Annotated in this window: 17 protein-coding genes; 7 read left to right on the plus strand and 10 right to left on the minus strand. The window is 67.1% G+C overall.

Annotation, left to right across the window (positions count from 1 at the left end):
• Positions 1–21: 21 nt before the first annotated feature.
• Positions 22–1,056 (plus strand): NAD-dependent epimerase/dehydratase family protein, encoded by a 1,035-nt coding sequence (locus ABUE31_RS13965; RefSeq protein ID WP_367724254.1) that lies wholly within the window; start codon positions 22–24, stop codon positions 1,054–1,056.
• Positions 1,043–1,861, plus strand: a complete 819-nt coding sequence (locus ABUE31_RS13970; RefSeq protein ID WP_367724255.1) for a GNAT family N-acetyltransferase — start codon at positions 1,043–1,045, stop codon at positions 1,859–1,861. The genes ABUE31_RS13965 and ABUE31_RS13970 overlap by 14 nt, the downstream gene beginning before the upstream one ends.
• A gap of 5 nt (positions 1,862–1,866) precedes the next feature.
• Here ABUE31_RS13970 and ABUE31_RS13975 read toward each other — a convergent pair whose 3' ends face one another.
• The 4 genes from ABUE31_RS13975 to ABUE31_RS13990 are packed head-to-tail and all read right to left on the minus strand — an operon-like array spanning position 1,867 to position 6,401.
• Positions 1,867–3,357, minus strand: coding sequence for a sugar ABC transporter ATP-binding protein (locus ABUE31_RS13975; RefSeq protein ID WP_367724256.1), 1,491 nt, complete (start codon positions 3,355–3,357; stop codon positions 1,867–1,869).
• A 13-nt stretch (positions 3,358–3,370) separates the two neighbouring features.
• Entirely contained in the window at positions 3,371–4,441 is a 1,071-nt protein-coding gene (locus tag ABUE31_RS13980) for a substrate-binding domain-containing protein (protein WP_367724257.1), read from the minus strand.
• A 23-nt stretch (positions 4,442–4,464) separates the two neighbouring features.
• Positions 4,465–5,418 (minus strand): ABC transporter permease, encoded by a 954-nt coding sequence (locus tag ABUE31_RS13985; RefSeq protein WP_367724258.1) that lies wholly within the window; start codon positions 5,416–5,418, stop codon positions 4,465–4,467.
• A 29-nt stretch (positions 5,419–5,447) separates the two neighbouring features.
• On the minus strand, positions 5,448–6,401 hold the full coding sequence (locus tag ABUE31_RS13990) for an ABC transporter permease (protein ID WP_367724259.1): 954 nt from the start codon (positions 6,399–6,401) through the stop codon (positions 5,448–5,450).
• A 102-nt stretch (positions 6,402–6,503) separates the two neighbouring features.
• Between ABUE31_RS13990 and ABUE31_RS13995 the strand changes: the two genes are divergently transcribed.
• From ABUE31_RS13995 to ABUE31_RS14005, 3 genes are all read left to right on the plus strand, one after another.
• Positions 6,504–7,250, plus strand: coding sequence for a TetR/AcrR family transcriptional regulator (locus ABUE31_RS13995; protein WP_367724260.1), 747 nt, complete (start codon positions 6,504–6,506; stop codon positions 7,248–7,250).
• 83 nt (positions 7,251–7,333) lie between these two features.
• On the plus strand, positions 7,334–8,395 hold the full coding sequence (locus ABUE31_RS14000) for a dihydrodipicolinate synthase family protein (protein WP_367724261.1): 1,062 nt from the start codon (positions 7,334–7,336) through the stop codon (positions 8,393–8,395).
• 137 nt (positions 8,396–8,532) lie between these two features.
• Positions 8,533–10,032 carry an aldehyde dehydrogenase family protein gene (locus ABUE31_RS14005; RefSeq protein ID WP_367724262.1) on the plus strand — a complete coding sequence of 500 codons (1,500 nt, stop codon included), beginning with the start codon at positions 8,533–8,535 and terminating at the stop codon, positions 10,030–10,032.
• 84 nt (positions 10,033–10,116) lie between these two features.
• On the opposite strand, the gene ABUE31_RS14010 is transcribed toward ABUE31_RS14005, so the two are convergent.
• The 4 genes from ABUE31_RS14010 to ABUE31_RS14025 all read right to left on the minus strand — a co-directional run bounded on the left by ABUE31_RS14010 (position 10,117) and on the right by ABUE31_RS14025 (position 15,569).
• Positions 10,117–10,776, minus strand: coding sequence for a cysteine hydrolase family protein (locus ABUE31_RS14010; RefSeq protein ID WP_367724263.1), 660 nt, complete (start codon positions 10,774–10,776; stop codon positions 10,117–10,119).
• A 99-nt stretch (positions 10,777–10,875) separates the two neighbouring features.
• The gene (locus ABUE31_RS14015; protein WP_367724264.1) at positions 10,876–11,994 is read right to left on the minus strand and encodes an osmoprotectant NAGGN system M42 family peptidase; all 1,119 of its coding nucleotides are present in this window, start codon (positions 11,992–11,994) and stop codon (positions 10,876–10,878) included.
• Positions 11,991–13,790 carry an N-acetylglutaminylglutamine synthetase gene (ngg, locus tag ABUE31_RS14020; protein ID WP_367724265.1) on the minus strand — a complete coding sequence of 600 codons (1,800 nt, stop codon included), beginning with the start codon at positions 13,788–13,790 and terminating at the stop codon, positions 11,991–11,993. The genes ABUE31_RS14015 and ngg overlap by 4 nt, the downstream gene beginning before the upstream one ends.
• 3 nt (positions 13,791–13,793) lie before the next feature.
• Entirely contained in the window at positions 13,794–15,569 is a 1,776-nt protein-coding gene (locus ABUE31_RS14025) for an N-acetylglutaminylglutamine amidotransferase (protein ID WP_367724266.1), read from the minus strand.
• An 82-nt stretch (positions 15,570–15,651) separates the two neighbouring features.
• Here ABUE31_RS14025 and ABUE31_RS14030 point away from each other — a divergent pair, with 82 nt between their 5' ends.
• The gene (locus ABUE31_RS14030) at positions 15,652–16,149 is read left to right on the plus strand and encodes a MarR family winged helix-turn-helix transcriptional regulator (protein ID WP_367724267.1); all 498 of its coding nucleotides are present in this window, start codon (positions 15,652–15,654) and stop codon (positions 16,147–16,149) included.
• Between the two features lie 99 nt (positions 16,150–16,248).
• Positions 16,249–17,070 (plus strand): class I SAM-dependent methyltransferase, encoded by an 822-nt coding sequence (locus ABUE31_RS14035; protein WP_367724268.1) that lies wholly within the window; start codon positions 16,249–16,251, stop codon positions 17,068–17,070.
• Between the two features lie 18 nt (positions 17,071–17,088).
• Here ABUE31_RS14035 and ABUE31_RS14040 read toward each other — a convergent pair whose 3' ends face one another.
• Positions 17,089–18,138: a polysaccharide deacetylase family protein gene (locus ABUE31_RS14040; protein WP_367724269.1), complete on the minus strand. Its 1,050-nt coding sequence runs from the start codon at positions 18,136–18,138 to the stop codon at positions 17,089–17,091.
• Positions 18,139–18,153: 15 nt separating this feature from the next.
• On the minus strand, positions 18,154–19,278 hold the full coding sequence (locus tag ABUE31_RS14045) for a carboxylate--amine ligase (RefSeq protein WP_367724270.1): 1,125 nt from the start codon (positions 19,276–19,278) through the stop codon (positions 18,154–18,156).
• Positions 19,279–19,281: the final 3 nt, after the last annotated feature.

Below are 19,281 nucleotides of genomic sequence, written 5' to 3' on the forward strand. Positions count from 1 at the left end.
GACAGCAGACAGGAATAGAACATGTCCGTAATTGACCGGGTTCCACGAACCATCGATAGCGAAGCGCTCCTTGACGACTTCATGTCGACGCCTTCGCCGGAACTCGTCCAGGACCTCGAGCGGGTGCCGGGCGACATCATCATCCTCGGCGTCGGCGGCAAGATGGGACCGACGCTTGCCCGCATGGCGAAGCGCGCCGCGCCTTCCAAGCGCGTCGTCGCGGTGGCCCGCTTCTCCTCGCCGGGCGTCCGCGACGAACTGGAGGCGCACGGCATCGAGACGGTCGCATGCGACCTGCTCGACGCCGAGGCGGTGAGGCAGCTGCCGCGCCTTGAGAACGTGATCTTCATGGCCGGCTTCAAGTTCGGCGCGAACGCCGACCCCGGCCAGACCTGGGCGATGAACGTGCAGGTTCCGGCGATCGTCGCGGAAACCTTCAAGGCATCGCGAATCGTGGCGTTTTCGACCGGCTGCGTCTATCCGTTCGCCTCGCTGCGAGAGGGCGGAAGTTCGGAGGAGGTGCAGCCGGCGCCGCCCGGCGAGTACGCGATCACCTGCCTCGGCCGCGAGCGGATGTTCCAGCACTATTCGAGCATCCATGGAACGCCCGGCGTTCTGTTCCGGCTGAACTACGCGATCGACCTTCGCTACGGCGTGCTGCACGACATCGCCAGGAACGTCATCGAGGACAAGCCGATCGACGTTTCCATGGGCCACGTCAACGTCATCTGGCAGGGCGACGCGTGCTCGCAGGCGCTTCGTTGCCTCGCGCACTGCGCCACCCCGCCGATGCCGATCAACATCAGCGGCCCCGAGATCCTGCCGGTGCGGTGGCTGGCCCAGGAGCTTGGCCGCCGCCTCGACAAGCAGCCGAACATCGTCGGCGAGGAAGCGGAGCGCTCGTGGCTGACCAACACGGCGCGGGCAGTCCATCTTTTCGGCTATCCCAAGGTACCGGTCCTGACCATGATCGACTGGGTCGCCGACTGGATCGGATCCGGCCGGCGCAGCTTCGGCAAGCCGACAAAATTCGAGGTCAGAAGTGGGTCTTACTGACAACGCCTCGGAAGTCGTTCTCGGCAAGGCCGACATCGACGATGCGCTGGCGCTGTCGGACGAAGCGAACTGGAACCAGACGGAGGCCGACTGGGGCCTCTTCATGGCGCCGGGGACCTGCTTCGGCATCCATGGCGACGATCGTCTCGTGGCCTCGGCGGCCGTCCTTCCCTTCGGCGAAATCGGCTGGATCTCGATGGTGCTCGTCACCACAGACTGGCGCCGCCGGGGGCTCGCCTCGAAACTCATGGGCCGTTGCATACGCGAGATGCGGGACCGCAACGCCGCGTCGCTGCTCGACGCGACGCCGGACGGCGCCAAGGTCTACGGTCAGCTCGGCTTCAGAACCTGCTGCGGCATGACGCGCTGGCGCGGGGTCGGTCTGGGGCACTCAAAGCGCCCGCATGCGGTCGTGGAGCGGCAAACCGTGCTCGACCTTGATCGCCAGGCGTTCGGCGGCGACCGCGCTTTCCTTCTGGAGGATTTTTGCGACCGGCCGGGCGGCGTCGCCCTCGGCGACGCACGGTCGTTCATCATGATCCGCAGGGGCCGCAGGGCGACGCAGATCGGCCCGCTCGTCGCGGCCTCCGCGCCCGAGGGGCAGGAGCTTCTGGACATGGCCCTGGCGACCGTCGCGGGGGCGGTGATCATCGACCTTCTGGATGCCGGGTCGCACCTGCGGCCATCGCTCGAGCGGCGCGGCATGGAGGCGTTCCGGACCTTCGAACGCATGGTGCTCGACCGCCGGGACCTGCCCGGGGCGCCGGACAGGATGCTGATCGCCGCGGGCCCGGAATTCGGCTAGCGCGGCTACGCCGCGTCCAGGTCAGAGCCTGCGCCGGTCGCGGCAACGACCAGCGCATGCTCGTCGAGACCGGCATTGTCCATCACCGCGGTGACGCGCCCGTGCCTGACGATGGCGATGCGATGGCTGAGGGCGAGCACCTCGTTGAGGTCCGACGAGATCATGATGATGGTCACGCCTTCGCCGGCGAGGCGCCTCAACGTCGCATAGATTTCCTCCCTGGCCCCGACGTCGACGCCCCGCGTGGGCTCGTCGCAGATCAGCACCTTCGGCCTGGCCAGCAAGGCGCGCGCGAACAGGACCTTCTGCTGGTTGCCGCCTGACAGCGAGCCGATCGGCGTGTCGAGGGAAGCGGCCACCAGCCTAAGCCCGCGCAGCACCTCCCCGGCCACGTTGCGCTCCTGGCGCAGCCGCAGGAAGCCGAGGGACGAGAAGCGGGCGAGCGAGGCCGCCGTCGCATTGCTGGCGACCCCGAGCGGACCGAAGATGCCGTCGCGCTTGCGATCTTCGGTCATGTAGACCAGGCCGGCCGCGGCCACCCTTGCGGGATCGTCCGGGAGTGCGGCGCCATCGACGAAGGCGGCGAATCCTTCGCGCGGACGCAGGCCGGCGATGCGGTGCGCAATCGAGGTTCGGCCGGCGCCGACCAGCCCCGCGAAGCCGAGGATCTCGCCGTGTCGGAGCTCGATCGGCGCGCCGCCATCGAGGAGCCCTTGCAGCAGAAGAATGGTGCGGCGCCCGTCGCCGAGCGGATCGGGCGCGATGTGGCTCGGCACGTCGCGGCCGGTCATCAGCCGGACCAGTTCGGACGACGTCAGGCCCGATTTCTGTCGCGTGGCGACGAGCTTGCCGTCGCGCATCACCGAAACCCGGTCGGCGATCTCGAAGATCTCCTCGAGCCGGTGCGAGATGTAGAGGATGAGCAGGCCCTTTTCGCGCAGGGTGCGGATCACGGCGAAGAGCTTCTCCTGCTCGGCAATGGAAAGCACGGCCGTCGGCTCGTCGAGGATCAGGATGCGCGCGTCGAAGGCAAGCGCGCGGGCCAGTTCGACGAGTTGGCGGTCGGCGACGCCAAGCGACCCGACGAGGACGTCGGGTTGAAGGGAGATGCCATAGCGCTCCAACAGGTCGGCGGCGGAGCGCGAGGCAGCGCGGCGATCGACCGACCGCAGGCGGCCCTTGAACTCGCGACCGAGATAGATGTTGTCGGCGACGGTCAACTCGGGGATCGAGCTGAACTCCTGGTAGACGATGGCCACGCCCGCCTCGGCTGCCTCCGCGGGCGAGGCGAAGACCACCTCGCGGCCGTCTATCGCGATGGTGCCGGCGCTGGGGCGGATGGTGCCGGACAGCACGTTCATCAAGGTCGACTTGCCGGCTCCGTTTGCGCCGCAAACCGCGTGGACCTCGCCGCTTTCGGCGGCAAAGTCCACGCGCTCGAGCGCGACCACGCCCGGGAACCGGCGCGTCAGGGCGTGTGTCTGTAGCAGCGGCATGATCGTCCTTGCGCTATTGCGGGAGGAACTCGGCCGGCAGGTCGGTCTTGAACCAGTCGTCAGGCCGATCGGCCTCGTTGAGCTTGGCCGCGTCGCCGGCATCAAGGTAGCGGGTCGGCACCACGACGGCGGTGGTCGTCGGCTTTCCGGTCAGGATGCTGACGGCCTGCTTGACGGCTTCGCGGCCTACCTCCAGGCCGCTCGTCACCGAGCCCCACTTGCCTTCCTTGGCGACGAGCTTGGTCCAGCCGTTGTAGTCGTCGCCGGGCGACAGCGTCAGTTCCTCGAGCCGGCCGGCTTCGTCGAAGGCTTCATAGATGCCCATCGACATCTGCCCGGCCGGGGAGAACGCGCCGTCGATCTCGGGGAAGCGCTGCAGCAGGTTCTCTGTCAGTTGCTTTGCCTTGCCGCGGTCCCAGTCGCCGTACTCGGCGCTGATGAGCTCCATCTCGGGGTTGTTCTTGAGCACGTCCTGGAGGACCGCCAGTTGAACCACGGCCGCCGACGAACCGGCGATCGGCAGCATGGCGAACACCTTGCCCTTGCCGTTCAGGGACTTGGCGAACTCGGTCGCGACCTGTTCGGAATAGGTCCACTGGTTGACGTAGGCGTTCGACGTGACCGCCGGATCGCGCATGAAGTTGTAGCCGATGTTGATCGTCACGACGCCCTGGTCGTGGGCCTTCTTCAGCACCGGGAGGATCGCCTTCTCGTCAACCGGCCAGAACAGGATGGCATCGACGCCGCTCGTCAGCAGGTCCTCGATGTCCGCGGCCTGCTTGCTCGGGTTGAAGGCAGCGTCCGTGATCTTGAGCTCCTTGATCTCCGGGTGCAGCGAGGCCTCGTATTTGATGGACTGCGCGGTGAAGTTGATCCAGGCGTTGCTGAGATAGCCGGCCGAAACACCGATGCTGAGGTCGCCGTCCTTCTTGTATTTCGACGTGTCGAGGGGCTCGCCGGCCCAAGTCATGATCTGGTCGTAGGTTTCCTTCTTGGTGAGGTCCATGTCCTGCGCGACCGAGGCGCCGGCGGTGAAGGAGCCGATCATCGCCGCGGCGACAAGAGGCATGAAATATCTGCGCATTTTTCGTTACTCCCTTCTGGTGGTTAGTGTTGACTGCGAGCGCCGCCGCGGCTGCCGATCCACGAATGGGCGGCCGACGCGACGATGATGATGATGCCTTTGATCGTGAGTTGCGCCGCGAAGGGCAGCCCCGAGACGTTGGCGAGATTGAGCGCGATGACGAGGACCATGATGCCCGCGAAGGTGCCGCCTACGCCACCGCGCCCGCCGGCGAACGTGGTTCCGCCGAGCACGACGGCGGCGAGCACGTCGAACTCCATGCCGGCTCCCGGGTTGGTCCCGGACACGCCAGTGCGCGCCAGCAGGGCGAGGCCCCCGAGCCCGGCGAACAGGCCCGACACGACATAGGCCACCACAGTCACCCGTTTGACGTTCAGACCGGCAATGCGCGCGGCCTCCGGATTGGCGCCGATGAGGTAGACGCTGCGGCCGAAGTGCGTCCGCGACTGCAGGAAGATGCCGAGCGCGACCGCGAGCAACAAGCAGATGACCAGGACCGGCAGGGCGCCGCCCAGGCGACCGTTCAACACCTCGCGGAAGCCGGGCGACACGATCCCGCGTGCCGTGCCCCCGGTCCCCATCTGGACGAGGCCATAGACGACGATCGACATGGCGAGCGTCAGGATGAAGGACGAGACCTTGCCGTAGGCGATCAGCAGGCCGTTCGCGAGACCGATGGCGGCTCCGCAGGCGATCGCGGCGGCTGCGCCGAGCCACAGGTTGTCCGCCAGGCCGTTCATCACGATGGCGCAGACGACCGCGCTCATCGACACGATCGCGCCGACCGACAGGTCGACGCCGCGCAATAGCATGACGAAGGTGACGCCGACGGCGACGATGCCCACCGGCGCTGCCTGGCGCACCAGGTTCGTCAGGTAGTTGAGCTTCAGGAACGCGTCGGACGCAAGTCCCGCCAGGAGCACCAGCGCGAACAGCACGATCCACACCGCGGCCTTGTCCAGGGATGGAAGCCGCATCGCCAGGCTCCGGGTGGATGCGTCGGTTCTCATGCCGCCTGCGCCGCCTTGCCGGGGCGATCCGCCAGGATCGCGATGATGACGATCAGGCCCTTGACCACGATCTGCGTGAAGGCCGGGACCTGGAGCAGGTTGAGCAGGTTGTTCAGGACGCCGAGGAAGAGCACGGCCCCGATGATGCCGGCGACGCTGACGCGCCCCCCCTTCAGCGGCGCGCCGCCCAGGACCACGGCGACGATGGCGTCGAGTTCGAGGCCGTTGCCGGCGTTGGGAAAGCCCGTGCCGAGCCGGCCCGCAACCAGCAGGCCGGCGATGCCGGCGCAAAGGCCCGACACCAGGAAGGCGACCCGCGTCAGCGAGAACAGGTTCAGCCCGGCCTTGCGCGCGGATTCGGCGCTGTTGCCCATCGCAAGCAGATGCCAGCCGAAGATGGAGCGCTGCAGCGCGTAGTAGGCTGCCGCGGCAACCGCAACGACCAGGATCACCGAAACGGGAACACCAAGCAGGCGGCCGTTGCTGAGGAACGCGATCGAAGGCGCGACCTGGCCGACGCTGCGGTCCGTCAGCATGAAGATGACGCCCTGCAGCACGCTCAGCATGCCGAAGGTGAGGATCAGCGGCGACATCTTCAGCCGGTTGAGCAACTCGCCATTGACCAGCCCGACCAGCGCCGCCAGCGCGAGACAGCCGAGGATCACCGCCGCGTCCATGCCCGGATATGCCTCGAACATCATGCAGGCAACCACCGTGATCAGGCCGACCAACTGCCCCACCGACAGGTCGATCATGCCACCGGCAATGACGAAGGCCTGGCCGAGCGCCAGCACCGCCAGCGTGGCGGACTGCTCGACGATGTTTGCCAGGTTGGAAAGGGTGCGGAACTGCGGCGCGCTCAGCATGCCGATCAGGATCAGGCCTCCCAGCGCCCAGTAGATCCTGGGTATGTCGCGAGAAGCGAAAGCGCCAGTCGTCGCCTGCCGCATTTGCATTCCACCCCCAAAGTAACTAAACAGTTGGTTATCATGGGTTCGGATTGGCGGTCAACAGACAATCCCTGCTATGGACGGATGGATGGGATTTGCGTTGTGATCGATGCGCATCGCCAGACTCATGCTACGAGCGGTTCAATCGACCACGGAGAACGACAAATGGCCGGATTGGCAGCAGGTGCGGCGGGACGCGGCAAGGTCCGGCGACAGTCGAAGCCGCGCGATTCGGCGGCGACGCGCGCGGCGCTCCTTTCGACGGCCATCAGCGAGTTCGCCGACAAAGGGTTCGCCGGCGCACGCGTCGACGAGATCGCTAACCGGGCCGGGGTGAACAAGCAGCTGCTGTACCATCACTTCGGCAACAAGGACGATCTGTACCGCGTCGCCCTCGAGACGGTCTATTCGGAGATCCGCGAGAAGGAGAAGGCGCTGCACTTGAGCGACCTCACCCCGGCTGAAGCGATGCGCACGCTGATCGGCTATTCCTTCGACTATCTGGTCGAGCACCCGGAATTCATCCGGCTCGTCAACGACGAGAACGCGCAGGGCGCGCCGCATGCGGCCAGGTCCGAAGAGCTGACGGAGATGCACTGGCCGCTGGTCGATCTGCTGACCGAAACGCTGAAGCGTGGCGCCGCCGAAGGCGTATTCCGCGACGACATGGATCCCATCAACGTCTACATCTCGATCGCCGGGATCTCCTATTTCTACTTCTCCAACAACCCGACCCTGTCGGCCATCTTCGACCGTGCGCTGAACTCGCCCGAGGCGATCGCCCAGCGGCGAACCCATGTCATCGAGTTCTCCATGGCGGCGCTAAGAAGAAACCAACCAGTTGGTTGACTCCTTGGTTTCGTCTGTTATCGTCCGCGACGTCGCGGGCGGAGCTGTTCTCGTCGGGCGACTGCCGGACATGAGAGACGAACATGGGACTTCATCGCGACCAACTGCCGCCGCAGATAGCCGGGCTCCTGCGCGACGGCGCCGTCATTCCTGCACAGCCGCTCGCGCTTGACGCCGGCCGCGCCTTCGATCCGAAGCGCCAGCGCGCGCTGACGCGCTACTATGTCGACGCCGGCGTCGGCGGGCTGGCGGTCGGCGTGCACACGACCCAGTTCGAGATCCGTGACGTCGGTCTCTTCGAGCCTGTGCTGGCTGCCGCCATAGAAGCGGCGGAGAACTGGACCAACCGGCCGATGGCGATGGTCGCGGGGGTCGTCGGCCCGACCAGGCAGGCGGTCAGGGAAGCCCGCACCGCCGTCAGCATGGGCTATCACGCCGGGCTGCTCAGCCTCGCGGCCTTCAAAGGCGCCTCCGAAGACGAGATCATCGACCATTGCCGGCAGGTCGCCGACGAGATTCCGCTTGTCGGCTTCTATCTCCAGCCGGCCGTCGGCGGACTGCCGCTCGACGCGCGCTTCTGGAAGCGCTTCTGCGAGATCGACAATGTCGTGGCGATCAAGGCGGCCCCTTTCAATCGCTACCGCACGATCGACGTCGTGCGCGGCCTCGTCGAAGCCCGCGCCGAGGACCGCATATCCCTCTATACCGGCAATGACGACCACATCGTCCTCGACCTTGCCGTGCCGTTCGACATCGTACGCGATGGCCTGCCTGTAAGGGTCCGCTTCCGCGGGGGGCTGCTCGGCCACTGGTCGGTCTGGACGCGCTCGGCCGTCCAGTTGCTGGAGCGCATCAAGGCTGCCGTCCAGGCCGGCTCAATACCGGACGACATTCTCGCCCTGGATGCGCGGGTCACCGACTGCAACGCCGCATTCTTCGACGTCGCGAACGACTTCCGCGGCTGCATCGCAGGCTGCCACGAAGTGCTTCGCCGCCAGGGATTGCTCGAAGGCATCTGGTGCCTCGACCCCGACGAGACGCTCGGACCGGGACAGGCCGAAGCCATCGACCGGGTCTGCCGTGTGCATTCCGATCTCTCGGACGACGAGTTCGTGAAGGCGAACCTCGATCGCTGGCTGTCCTGAGGCCGCGAGCGCTTGACAGGCAGCGGCGCACCCATGTTATCAAACAACTGGTTGGTTGACTTCAACACGTGAAAAGCGATCGGCCGCGTCGGGCAGCCGCAGCGACGGCGCGCGCTCGGGAACGATGGGGAACTCCTGTGGACCTTTCAAACATACCCTCCTTGATCACGCCTGCCGTTTCCCGGTTCCTGGCCGAGAAGCACAAGCTCTACATCGACGGCCAGTGGGTCGATACAGTGTCGGGCGCGACGATGGCGGTCGAGGACCCGGCGACGGGACAGCAGCTCGCGACCGTTCCGGCCGGCGACAGCGCGGACGTCGACAAGGCCGTCGCCGCAGCGCGCAAGGCATTCGAGACGGGTCCCTGGCCGAAGCTGAGCCCGATCGAGCGCGGCAAGCTGATCAGTAAGCTGGCGCTCAGGATCGAGGAACTGGCCGACGAACTCGCCGAGATCGAGGCGATCGACGGCGGCAAGCCGCTGGCCTACGCGCGCCACGGCGACATGGTGCAGACCAGCGTGACCTACCACTACATGGCCGGCTGGGCGAGCAAGCTGAACGGCGAGCAGATCCAGTTGACCGGCGGCGGAGACTTCCATGCCTACACGCTGCGCCAGCCGGTTGGCGTCGCCGGCCTCATCCTGCCGTGGAACTTCCCGCAGATCCTGCTGTCCTACAAGCTGGCGCCGGCGCTCGCGGCCGGATGCACGGTCGTCATCAAGCCGGCGGAGCAGACGCCTCTCAGCACGCTGCGCCTCGCCCGGATCATCGAAGAGGTCGGATTCCCGCCGGGCGTCGTCAACGTGGTCACCGGAATGGGAGAGACGGCCGGAGCGGCGATCGCGGAACATCCCGATGTCGACAAGGTCGCATTCACGGGCTCGACTGAAGTCGGCAAGATCGTTGCCCGCGCCGCCACCGGAAACATGAAGCGCCTGACCCTCGAGCTCGGTGGAAAGTCGCCGATGATCGTGTTCCCCGACGCCGATCTCGAACGCGCCATTCCCGGCATCACGGGCGCCGGCTTCTATCACCAGGGCCAGGTCTGCACCGCCGGCACGCGCATCTACGTGCATCGGTCGATCCACGACAAGCTGCTCGACGGGATCGCCGAGCAGGCCTCGAAGCTGGCTGCCGGCCACCCTCTGCAGCCGGGAACGCAGCTCGGCCCGCTGATCTCTGACGAACAGTTCCAGCGTGTCTCCGGCCTGATCGAGGAAGGCCGCAAGGCCGGAGCCGACGTCGTGACCGGCGGCAGGCGCATCGGCAACGCCGGCTACTTCATCGAGCCCACCCTCCTGGCCAAAACCAACCACTCGATGTCGGTCGTCAGGGAAGAGATCTTCGGGCCGGTCGTCTGCGCCATGTCGTTCGACGACGACGACCTCGACGAGATCGCGCGCGCGGCGAACGACACGCCCTACGGGCTGGCCGCATCGATCTGGACCACGAATCTCGGCATCGCGCACAAGATGGCCAGCCGCGTGAAGGCCGGCAACGTCTGGATCAACACCCACAGCGCATTCGATTCCGCGCTGCCGTTCGGAGGCGCCAAGCAGTCAGGCTGGGGTCGCGAATGCGGCTTCGAGGCGATCCGCGCCTACACCGAAATCAAGGCGGTCTGCGCGGCGCTCTGACCAACCGCGCCGCGGTTCGCGGCCGCCTCCAGTCTCCAGGGATCGTCCGGGAGGGACGGCGCGCCGTCGCCCTTCCCTCGCCCCTCAGGCGCGCGTCTGCGGCGTCGCGCCAAGCCAGTCGAGCACGGTCGCGGCATCGGCGACCCAGCCGAACTTCATCGCGAAATTCCTCAGCGTGCCCGCCTTCAGTTCCTGGTCGAATGACGACACGCCGTCTGACACCATCACCGTGCGATAGCCGTGATGGAAGGCTTCGCGGGCAGTTTCCTCGACGCAAATCTGCGCTACCGTCCCGGTGACGACCAGCGACCGTACGCCGAGACCGCGTAGCAGCGCGTCCAGTCCCGTCGCATGGAACGAGCCGTATCCGTACTTGTCGATGACCGGCTCGCCCGGCAACGGCGACAATTCGTCGATCACCGCCGTGCAGTCCAGCTTACCGGCCGCGTCGGCATAGGCGCGGTCCACGCCATCCCAGCAGCATTTCGTGTCGACGCCGCATTGCGGGGACCACAGCCACATGAGCGACGGCTCCTGCGTCGCCAGGAAACGCGTGTAGACGACGGGCCGTCGCCGGTCGCGGAACGCCGCCAGAAGCCGCCGGATCGGCGCGATCGTGTCCCGGGCCTCCGGCACCTCCAGCGGCGCGCCCTGCCGCACGAAGTCGTTCTGCATGTCGATGACGAGCAGGGCGGCATCGGCAACGCGGTCGGCGACGGGTATCTCGGCGGAAGGCGGCAGCATGCGCGGTCTCCAGAAGGCATGCGAAGCCTATACGCAAAGGCAATTTTTACAACCGGTTAGTTACATCTGTGTTTCCGGCCACTTCCGCAGACTTGCATCTCACCCCTGTGCCGACGGCTGGCGCGTGAAGGATTCGATGCCCGCGAGGTCGTTGGCGTCCCTGGCGATCTCGACCGGGCTGGTCACATACGCCATCAGCAGATCGGCGAGCGAGGTCAGCGCGTCGCGATGGATACGCTCATAGCCGTGGGACGCATCGACGCCGAACGCGACAACCGCCGCGCGGATGTCGTGGCCGGCTTCGACAGCCGAGGCCGAATCGCTGCGGTAGTAGCGGAAGACGTCCTTCTGGAACGGGATGGCGTTGTCGGCGCACAGTTGCGCCAGCTTGCGCGTCAAGTGGTAGTCGAACGGTCCCGACTGGTCGGCCATGCAGAGCGTCACGCCGAACTCGGAAGAGTTCTGGCCGGGCGCGGTGGTTCCGTTGTCGACCGCGACCAGCGAGGCGATCTCCGGCGATATCACGGAGGATGCGCCGACGCCGACCTCCTCGGCGACCGTGAACAGCCAGTGGATGTCGACCGGAGTGCTCGCCTGCGAACGCTGGAAGGCCTCGATGGTCGCCAGCATGACCGCGACCCCCGCCTTGTCGTCGAGGTGGCGCGAATTGATGAAGCCCGAATCGGAAAATTCCGGCATCGGGTCGATGGCGACGATGTCTCCGATCTCGACGCCGAGCGCCGCCGTTCCGGCCGCGTCCCCGGTGACGGCGTCGATCCGCAGCTCGACGAAGGCCCACCCGCTCGGCTGGCTGTCGATCTCGTCGTTGAAGGTGTGGCCCGACGCCTTGAGCGGTAGGATGGTGCCGCGCAGGATGCCCCGGCTGCCGTAGACATTGGCGCGCGCGCCTTCGGCGAACCGCGCCGACCAGTGGCCGATCGGGACGAGTTCGAGGCGTCCGTTCGGCTTGATCGCCTTGACCTGCGCGCCGAGCGTGTCGAGGTGCGACACGATCGCCCTGGCGCCGTGGCGCCGTCCGCCCTGGCTGACCGCACGGATGGCGCCCCGGCGGGTGATCTCCGGCGTCAGTCCGAGCCTTTTCAGTTCCCGGCTGCAGTAGCGGACGGCGGTGTCGGTGAAGCTGGTCGGGCTGTCGATCGCCAGCAGCGCCTCGAGCTGGCCGAGCAGGTATGCGCAGTCGACCGAGGGCTTTGTCATGCGCCTGCCCCTGCTTCACGCGACGCCGGCCTGCGCCGCGACATCGGGAACAGCAGGTCCATGAAGCGTTCCGCCGTCGGCTGCGGCTCGTGGTTCGCCAGTCCGGGCCGCTCGTTGGCTTCGATGAAGACATAGTCTGGCTCGGTCGGCGATTTTACCATCAGGTCGATGCCGGTGACCGGAATGTCGATCGCGCGCGCCGCCTTGCAGGCTGCCTCGACCAGGGCCGGATGGACCGCGTCCGTGACGTCGTGGATGGTTCCGCCGGTATGGAGGTTCGCGGTCTTGCGCACCACCGCCTCCTCGCCGGCCGGCAGGACCGTGTCGAGCCCGTGGCCGGCTGCGCCCAGGCAGCGAACGGTCTCGCCGTCGACGGTGACCGTGCTTTCACCGCCGGTGGCCGCGGCGCGTCGGCGCGACAACCCCTCGATCAGCGCGCCGATCGTGCTGGAGCCATCGCCGACGACGCGCGGAGGACGCCTTACCGCCGCCGCGGCCAGTTCGTTGTCGATCACCACGAGGCGCAAATCGTCTCCCTGGAAGCAGGCCTCCACCAGAACCCGGTCGCAGACGGTTCTTGCCTCGGCGACCGCGGCTTCCACCTCGGGCAGCGTCGTCAGGCCGACGGCGATGCCGCGTCCCTGCTCGCCGCGCGCCGGCTTGACCACGACGCTGCCGTGGCGCGACAGGAAGTCGGCGACGGAAGCGCCCTCGCAGGCCTCCATCTGGGCCGGCACCTCGACGCCGGCGGCGGCGACGACGCGCCGCGTGACCGCCTTGTCGTCGCAGATCGATGCGGCGACGGCGGAGGTCAGCGAGGTCAGGCTCTCGCGGCACCGGATGGAGCGACCGCCATGCGCAAGCCGGAAGAAGCCGGCCCTCGCGTCGCTGATCTCGACATGGATGCCGCGACGACGCGCCTCGTCGACGATGATGCGGGCATAGGGATTGAGTTCGCCATATCCCTCGATCGGCGTCGAAAAGAGCTGCTCGTTTATCGGGTTCCTGCGCTTGATGGTGAAGGCCGGGATGCGCCGGAAGCCGATCTTCTCGTAGAGCGCGATCGCCTGGCGGTTGTCGTGCAAAACCGACAGGTCGACATGCGCGGCGCCGCGCGCCTGGAAATACTCGACGACGCGGCGCACCAGCATGTTGCCCACGCTCGGGTGGCGTGCGGCGGGATCGACAGCAAGGCACCAGAGCGACGCACCCTTGCGGGGATCGTTGAACAGCCTATGGTGATCGACGCCCGTCACGGTGCCGATGATCTCGCCCGATGCCTCGTCCTCGGCCACGAAGTAGGTCAGCGACCGGCTGTCCCTCTTCGACCAGAAGAACTCGGGAGCCACCGGCACCATCCCGCGCGCGACATAGATCTTGTTGACCGCCTTCGCATCCGCCTCGGAGGACAGCCGCCTGATGAAGAACCCCTTGGGCGCGCGCCGCGGGGCCCGGTAGGTCGGCAGCTCGAGCCGGTAGGTGTGCGACGGGTCGAGGAACGTTTCCTGCGGCGCGAGGCTCAGCAGCACATGCGGGTCGGTCACGTAGAAGGCGATGTCGCGCTGCTCTTCCTCCTCCTGGCGCAGGGCGTCGACCAGCGCCGCATTGCTGTCGAACGTCTGCGAAAACAACAGGCGGCCCCAACCGCAATCCAGGACTACCGACTTCGCGCTGTCGCCATCCGCCTCCGCGGGGCTGCCGTGGAGCGTGTTGAATCGCAGCCGGCGAAGCCGGTGATCGAGTGCGTGCTCCCTGCGGTCCGATGCGTTGCCGGCCGCGTCCTGTTTCGTTGCCATGGTTCAGACTCCGTGCGTCTGGAGCCAGAGCTCGAGCAGGCCCGCCTGCCACAGCTCCGAGCCCTGCAGCGGGGAGATGTGCTCCGACGGCGCCGCGAACAGTGTCTCGAGATAGTCCTGCCGGAAAAGCCCGCGCGTCCTCGCCCGCTCGGAGGTCAGCGCGTCCCTGACAAGATCGAGATAGGGTCCGTCGACATATTTCAGCTGGGGAACCGGGAAATAGCCCTTCTTGCGGTCGATCACCTCGGGGGGAACGACCATCCTGGCGACGTCCTTCAGTACACCCTTGCCGTTCTGCTTCAGCTTCTCCTCGGGCGGAATGCGTGCCGCCAGTTCGACCAGTTCGTGGTCGAGGAACGGGACCCGCCCCTCAAGCCCCCAGGCCATCGTCATGTTGTCGACCCGCTTCACCGGGTCGTCCACCAGCATGACGTTGGCGTCCAGCCGCAGCGCCCGGTCGACCGGCGTGTCGGCTCCGTCGCGCAGCAGTTCGCGCTCGATCAGCGCCCGGCTGTGATCGACGCCGTCGATCCAGTCGCCGCCCAGCTGCTGCTTCAGCGTCTCGTGCGGGCGGTCGACGAAGACGCGTGCGTAGTCGTCGACGATATCGTTGGAATCGGCCAGCGGCGGATACCAGTGGTACCCCCCGAACACCTCGTCTGCGCCCTGCCCCGACTGCACGACCTTGATGTGCTTCGACACCTCCTGCGACAGCAGGAAGAAGCCGACATTGTCGTAGGACACCATCGGCTCCGACATCGCCGCGAAGGTGGCCGGCAGGGCATCCATCAGCCGCTCGGACGGAACGAATATCTTGTGGTGGTCGGTGCCGAATTCGCGGGCGATCAGGTCGGAATAGACGAACTCGTCACCCTTCTCGCCGTTGGCTTCCTCGAAGCCTACCGAAAAGCTCATCAATCCGGTCTGGCCGGCCTCCGCGAGCAGGCCGACGATCAGGCTGGAATCGACGCCGCCGGAGAGCAGGACGCCGACCGGGACGTCCGAAACCATGCGGCGCCTGACCGACACCCGAAGCGCGTCCAGCACGCGGTCGCGCCACTCCTCGGCGGAGACCACATGGTCGCGCGGGTCGCGGCTGAAGGGCACATCCCAGTAGCGCCGGTCGCGCGCCTTGCCGTCCGGCTCGATGATGCGCACCGTCGCCGGTGGCAGCTTGGCGACGCCCTTCAGGATCGTCCGCGGCGGCGGCACGACGGCGTGGAAGCTCATGTAGTGGTGCAGCGCGACGGGATCTATCGACATGTCGACGCCGCCGGCGGCGAGCAGTGCCGGAAGCGACGACGCGAAGCGCAGGCCGGATACCTGGTCGGCGATGTAGAGCGGCTTGATGCCGAAGCGGTCGCGCGCCATCGCGATGCGGCCGCTGTCGCGCTCCTGCAGCACGAAGGCGAACATGCCGTGGAAGCGCTCAACGCAATGCTCGCCCCAGGCATGCCACGCCTTGACGATCACCTCCGTATCGCCGTCAGAGAAAAAGCTGTATCCCATGGCTTCGAGCTCGCGGCGCAGTTCGGGATAGTTGTAGATGCAGCCGTTGAACGTGATCGTGATGCCGAGCGCCGCATCGACCATCGGCTGCTGCGCCTTCTGGGACAGGTCGATGATCTTGAGGCGCCGGTGGCCGAAGGCCGCGCCTGCGTGCGAGACGATTCCCGCGCCGTCCGGACCGCGCGGCTGAAGGACCGCCATCATGCTCGACACCGCCTCAAGGGACGGCGCCGACCCGTCGAATTTGATTTCGCCGCAAATACCGCACATGCGTGGGCTGGACCTCCATTGTGTGTTTGCAGAAGTGGCTGACGGTCTCCATATAGTTCGAGTTCGAATGATTTGAAGTCTAATGACAAAGATTGACAAAATCGGCCTGCCGGACCCGCCGCCGCTTCCGCCCGAGGAGATGCTGCCGCTCCTGAAGTCGATCCGGCGCATCGTGCGGGCCAGCGACCTGGGTTCACGCGCGCTGCAGAAGACGTCGGGCCTGACGGCGCCGCAGCTTGCGGTTCTGACCGCCGTCGGCAGCCTCGGCGAGATCAGCACGACCAGGATCGCCGAACAGGTCGACCTGAGCGCGGCGACCGTCGTGACCATCCTCGACAACCTCGAGCGTCACCAGCTCGTCACCCGGCATCGCTCCAGCGAGGACCGCCGGATCGTGTTCACCCGCACGACGCCGGCCGGGGTGGCCGTGCTCGCCCGGGCGCTCGGGCCGTTCAGCGAAGCTTTTGCGCGGCGGTTCGCGGCACTTGCGCCCGACCACCGGCGCCGGATGGTCAAGACCCTGGCGGAGCTGGCCGATCTGCTGAACGCCGCCGACGGGCCGCCTGCGCCAGACAGCTAGCGGCCGGCACGCCCGCGTATCGGCTTTCTTCATACATCTCTCCTAGAACGGGCGGCCGATCTCACCGGCCACCGCAGCGTCATGACGGAGAGTTGACGAATGACGGGTCGCAATCCGCCCGCCTCCGCCGACCATTCGGCAAACCGCCTCGGCCGCGCGCTCGAGATCGTGCGGCGCCACGGCGTGCTGGAACCGTTTCGGCTGGTGCGGCGGCACGGCGCGCGCGAAAGCGGGCGCTTCGTCCTGCGCAACCTGCGCCACATGCTGGCTGACCGCCTCGCCCGCCGCTGGGACCGCGCCAACGGCGTGGACACGGCTGGCTCGATACGCCTCGACCAGCTCGACGTGGTCGGCCCGAACCGAACCAAGGGCAATGAGTGCGTGTGCACGTCGCCGAAGTCTTTCGACTTCATCATGCGCAGCCTGCCGGAGAACCTGTCCGGCTACACCTTCATCGACATCGGCTCGGGCAAGTCGCGCACGCTTCTGCTGGCCTCGCACTATTCCTTCGGCGCCATCGTCGGCGTCGAGTTTGCGCGGGAACTGGTGGCCATCGCGCAGGGCAACCTCGAGACCTACCGCAATCCGGCCCAGAGATGCCGCGCCCTGTCGGTCGTCGAGGCCGATGCGGCGGCCTATGCCTTCCCGGACACGCCGCTGGTCGTCTACTTCTACAACCCGTTCTCCAGGGACGTGTTCGACGTCGTTCTTCGCAACCTCGTCCAGTCGCTCGAGCAGTCGCCGCGCGACTGCTACGTCGTCTACGGAAGCTCCAGCCACAACGCCATCGGCTGGGCCAAGCCGGCGATCCGCGACTGCGGCGTCTTCGAGGAGCTGCAGACGCCGCCGATGCCGTTCTTCCTGGATGCCGTGCGCACGATCGACTACGCCGTCTTCAGGCGACGCACCAACAGGCCCTGACCTTCTCGGCGCCGTCTCCTACATGAGGCGGAACGGAATGCCCGAGATTAGAGCCTTCACGTAGCGGCGCTTCTGGAAATGCCCGTTGAGGGAGACCCGGGGCAGCGCCGTCGGGCGCGCTGCGGCGGCCGCCGAAAGCACGCCGGGCTGCGTCGTCACCGCGGCCGGGAAGCCGGCGTCGGCGGCAGCCTGCACTTCGCGCTCGCCCACGGCGCCGCGCCAGCCATAGGGATAGGAGAAGGAGCGCGGCCGCTGGCCGACGTAGCGCTCGACCGTCGTGGTCGATTCCCGGATCTCGCGCAGCAGGCGCTCGGGCGGGACGCGGCGCAGGTTGACATGCGTCACCGTGTGCGCGCCGAAATGGACGAGCGGATCGCGCGCAAGGTCCTGCAGGTCCGCCTCGTCCATTACCAGCCTATCGACGATGCCGATCGGGTCGATCCCGTGGTCGCGCGCCACATCGTCGATCCTGGCCACCGCCTCGTCCTCGTCCGCGGATGCAACGAAGGCGGCCAGCCGGTCGAAGGCGGCGTACTTCTGCCCCGGAGATGTCGACACGACGGCGCCTGCTCCGTCACCGAAGTCGAACCGGAAGGACGGCGCCCGGCGCGTCAGCTCGGCCGCCGTCTCCCACCACATCGTGCGGGTCCGCTCGACGAAGCCCGGATTGATGAAGATCGTGTAGGGAACGTCGCGGGCCCGGAACACCGGCGCGGCGTGTTCGGCATTGTTCCGGTAGCCGTCGTCCAGGGTGAAGGCCACGAAGTTGCGTTCGTCGGCCGGGTCGGAAAGCAGCGCCGGCAGGTCATGAAGATGGACCGGCACGAGACCGCAATCGAGCGCGGCATCGATGGCCTCGCCGAGGAACTGCGGCGTCACCGAAAGCAGCGCATTCGGCGAGAATTCGCTCACCGCCCCTTCGGGGCGCACGTGGTGCAGCGTGAAGATCACGCCACGCCCGCCGGCCTCTGGAAACAGCGCAGCCGCACCGGAGAGCGCAACGGCCTCGAGGCCCGCGCGGATGGCCGCGTGCTTGACCAGCCTCTTCGTCGATTGGATCAGCGGCATGTCGGGTCCGATGCTCTAGCCGAGGATGCGGCGCGTAAGCACGCGCCAGACGGTCAGGGGGATGTCGATCAGGCCGGGCAGCGGATCGTCGAGCGCGAAGGTCGCCCACGACCGCGCCTTGCGCAGCGACCGCATGTAGGCGGCGGCGCCGATGTCGCCTCGCCGCATCAGCGCGATCGCGGCAACGACGTCGCGCACGAGGTAGACCCAGGCGACGCCCTGCCTGGCTGCCGCCGGCCGCACCGGTCGCTTCTGCGACACGTCCCACAGCATCGCGCCCAGGTCGATGCCCGCCGCCCGGCAGAGTCCGAACCACGACCAGGGACGCGGATTGACGTCGAGCAGCTTCAGCGCCCCGTCCCTGCCGTCGCGCTTGAACTCGACCTCGACGAGGCCGCTGAAGCCGACCGAAGCCAGCATGGTGCGCGCCGCCTCGGCCGCCTCGGGCTCATCGAGTACCTCGACGCAGGTGCTGGTATAGCCGAAGTCGACGGGATACTGCCGGCTGCGCCGGGCGGTCAGTTCGGCGACAGGCTTGCCCTCGTTCCAAAGCGCTGCATAGGAGAACTGGCTTTCGCCGCCGCCGGGTATGAGCTCCTGGACGACGACGTTCTGTGCGCCGATCTGCGCGCAGGCGTCGCGAAAGGCGAGCTGGAAGGAGCGCATGTCGTCCGCCCTGATCACCTTGGCCTTGGCGAATGCATTGTTGCCGCCACCCATGTTGGGCTTGAGCACGACCGGAAACCTGACGTCCGCAGACGCGATCGCCTCGGCCGACCCGAACGCGTGGGTCGACGGCGTCCTGACGCCGAGTTCGGCGGCCCGCTTGTAGAGCAACGGCTTCTCGCAAAGCCAGCTGAGCGCCTGCCAGTCGGGAAGGATGATGCTGTAGGCGGCAGCGAGCCGCGCGCGGTGCTCGGAGACGAGCCGCACCTCCGCGTCGCCGCCGGCGACGAGCAGGTAGCCGTGCCAGCCGCGTCGCTTCGCGGCGTCGAGAAGGAAGGGCACCGCCTGTTCGTCGTGTGGACCGGGCCAGCGCACGGTCTCACGGACGAACCGCGACCAGCCGGGTAGCGGCGTGTCGTCCGTCACGTAGATGACCGGAATTCCGCACGCGCCGAGGCTACGGGCGAAGGCCAACGT

It is taken from the genome of Mesorhizobium marinum (genome assembly GCF_040813675.1).
Lineage (GTDB): Bacteria > Pseudomonadota > Alphaproteobacteria > Rhizobiales > Rhizobiaceae > Mesorhizobium_K > Mesorhizobium_K marinum.

Coding starts and splice junctions, on each gene's coding strand:
- ABUE31_RS13965 (WP_367724254.1), top strand. CDS start 22: ATGTCCGTAATTGACCGGGTTCCACGAACCATCGATAGCGAAGCGCTC.
- ABUE31_RS13975 (WP_367724256.1), bottom strand. CDS start 3,357: ATGCCGCTGCTACAGACACACGCCCTGACGCGCCGGTTCCCGGGCGTG.
- ABUE31_RS13980 (WP_367724257.1), bottom strand. CDS start 4,441: ATGCGCAGATATTTCATGCCTCTTGTCGCCGCGGCGATGATCGGCTCC.
- ABUE31_RS13985 (WP_367724258.1), bottom strand. CDS start 5,418: ATGCGGCTTCCATCCCTGGACAAGGCCGCGGTGTGGATCGTGCTGTTC.
- ABUE31_RS13990 (WP_367724259.1), bottom strand. CDS start 6,401: ATGCGGCAGGCGACGACTGGCGCTTTCGCTTCTCGCGACATACCCAGG.
- ABUE31_RS14000 (WP_367724261.1), top strand. CDS start 7,334: ATGGGACTTCATCGCGACCAACTGCCGCCGCAGATAGCCGGGCTCCTG.
- ABUE31_RS14010 (WP_367724263.1), bottom strand. CDS start 10,776: ATGCTGCCGCCTTCCGCCGAGATACCCGTCGCCGACCGCGTTGCCGAT.
- ABUE31_RS14015 (WP_367724264.1), bottom strand. CDS start 11,994: ATGACAAAGCCCTCGGTCGACTGCGCATACCTGCTCGGCCAGCTCGAG.
- ngg (WP_367724265.1), bottom strand. CDS start 13,790: ATGGCAACGAAACAGGACGCGGCCGGCAACGCATCGGACCGCAGGGAG.
- ABUE31_RS14025 (WP_367724266.1), bottom strand. CDS start 15,569: ATGTGCGGTATTTGCGGCGAAATCAAATTCGACGGGTCGGCGCCGTCC.
- ABUE31_RS14030 (WP_367724267.1), top strand. CDS start 15,652: ATGACAAAGATTGACAAAATCGGCCTGCCGGACCCGCCGCCGCTTCCG.
- ABUE31_RS14035 (WP_367724268.1), top strand. CDS start 16,249: ATGACGGGTCGCAATCCGCCCGCCTCCGCCGACCATTCGGCAAACCGC.
- ABUE31_RS14040 (WP_367724269.1), bottom strand. CDS start 18,138: ATGCCGCTGATCCAATCGACGAAGAGGCTGGTCAAGCACGCGGCCATC.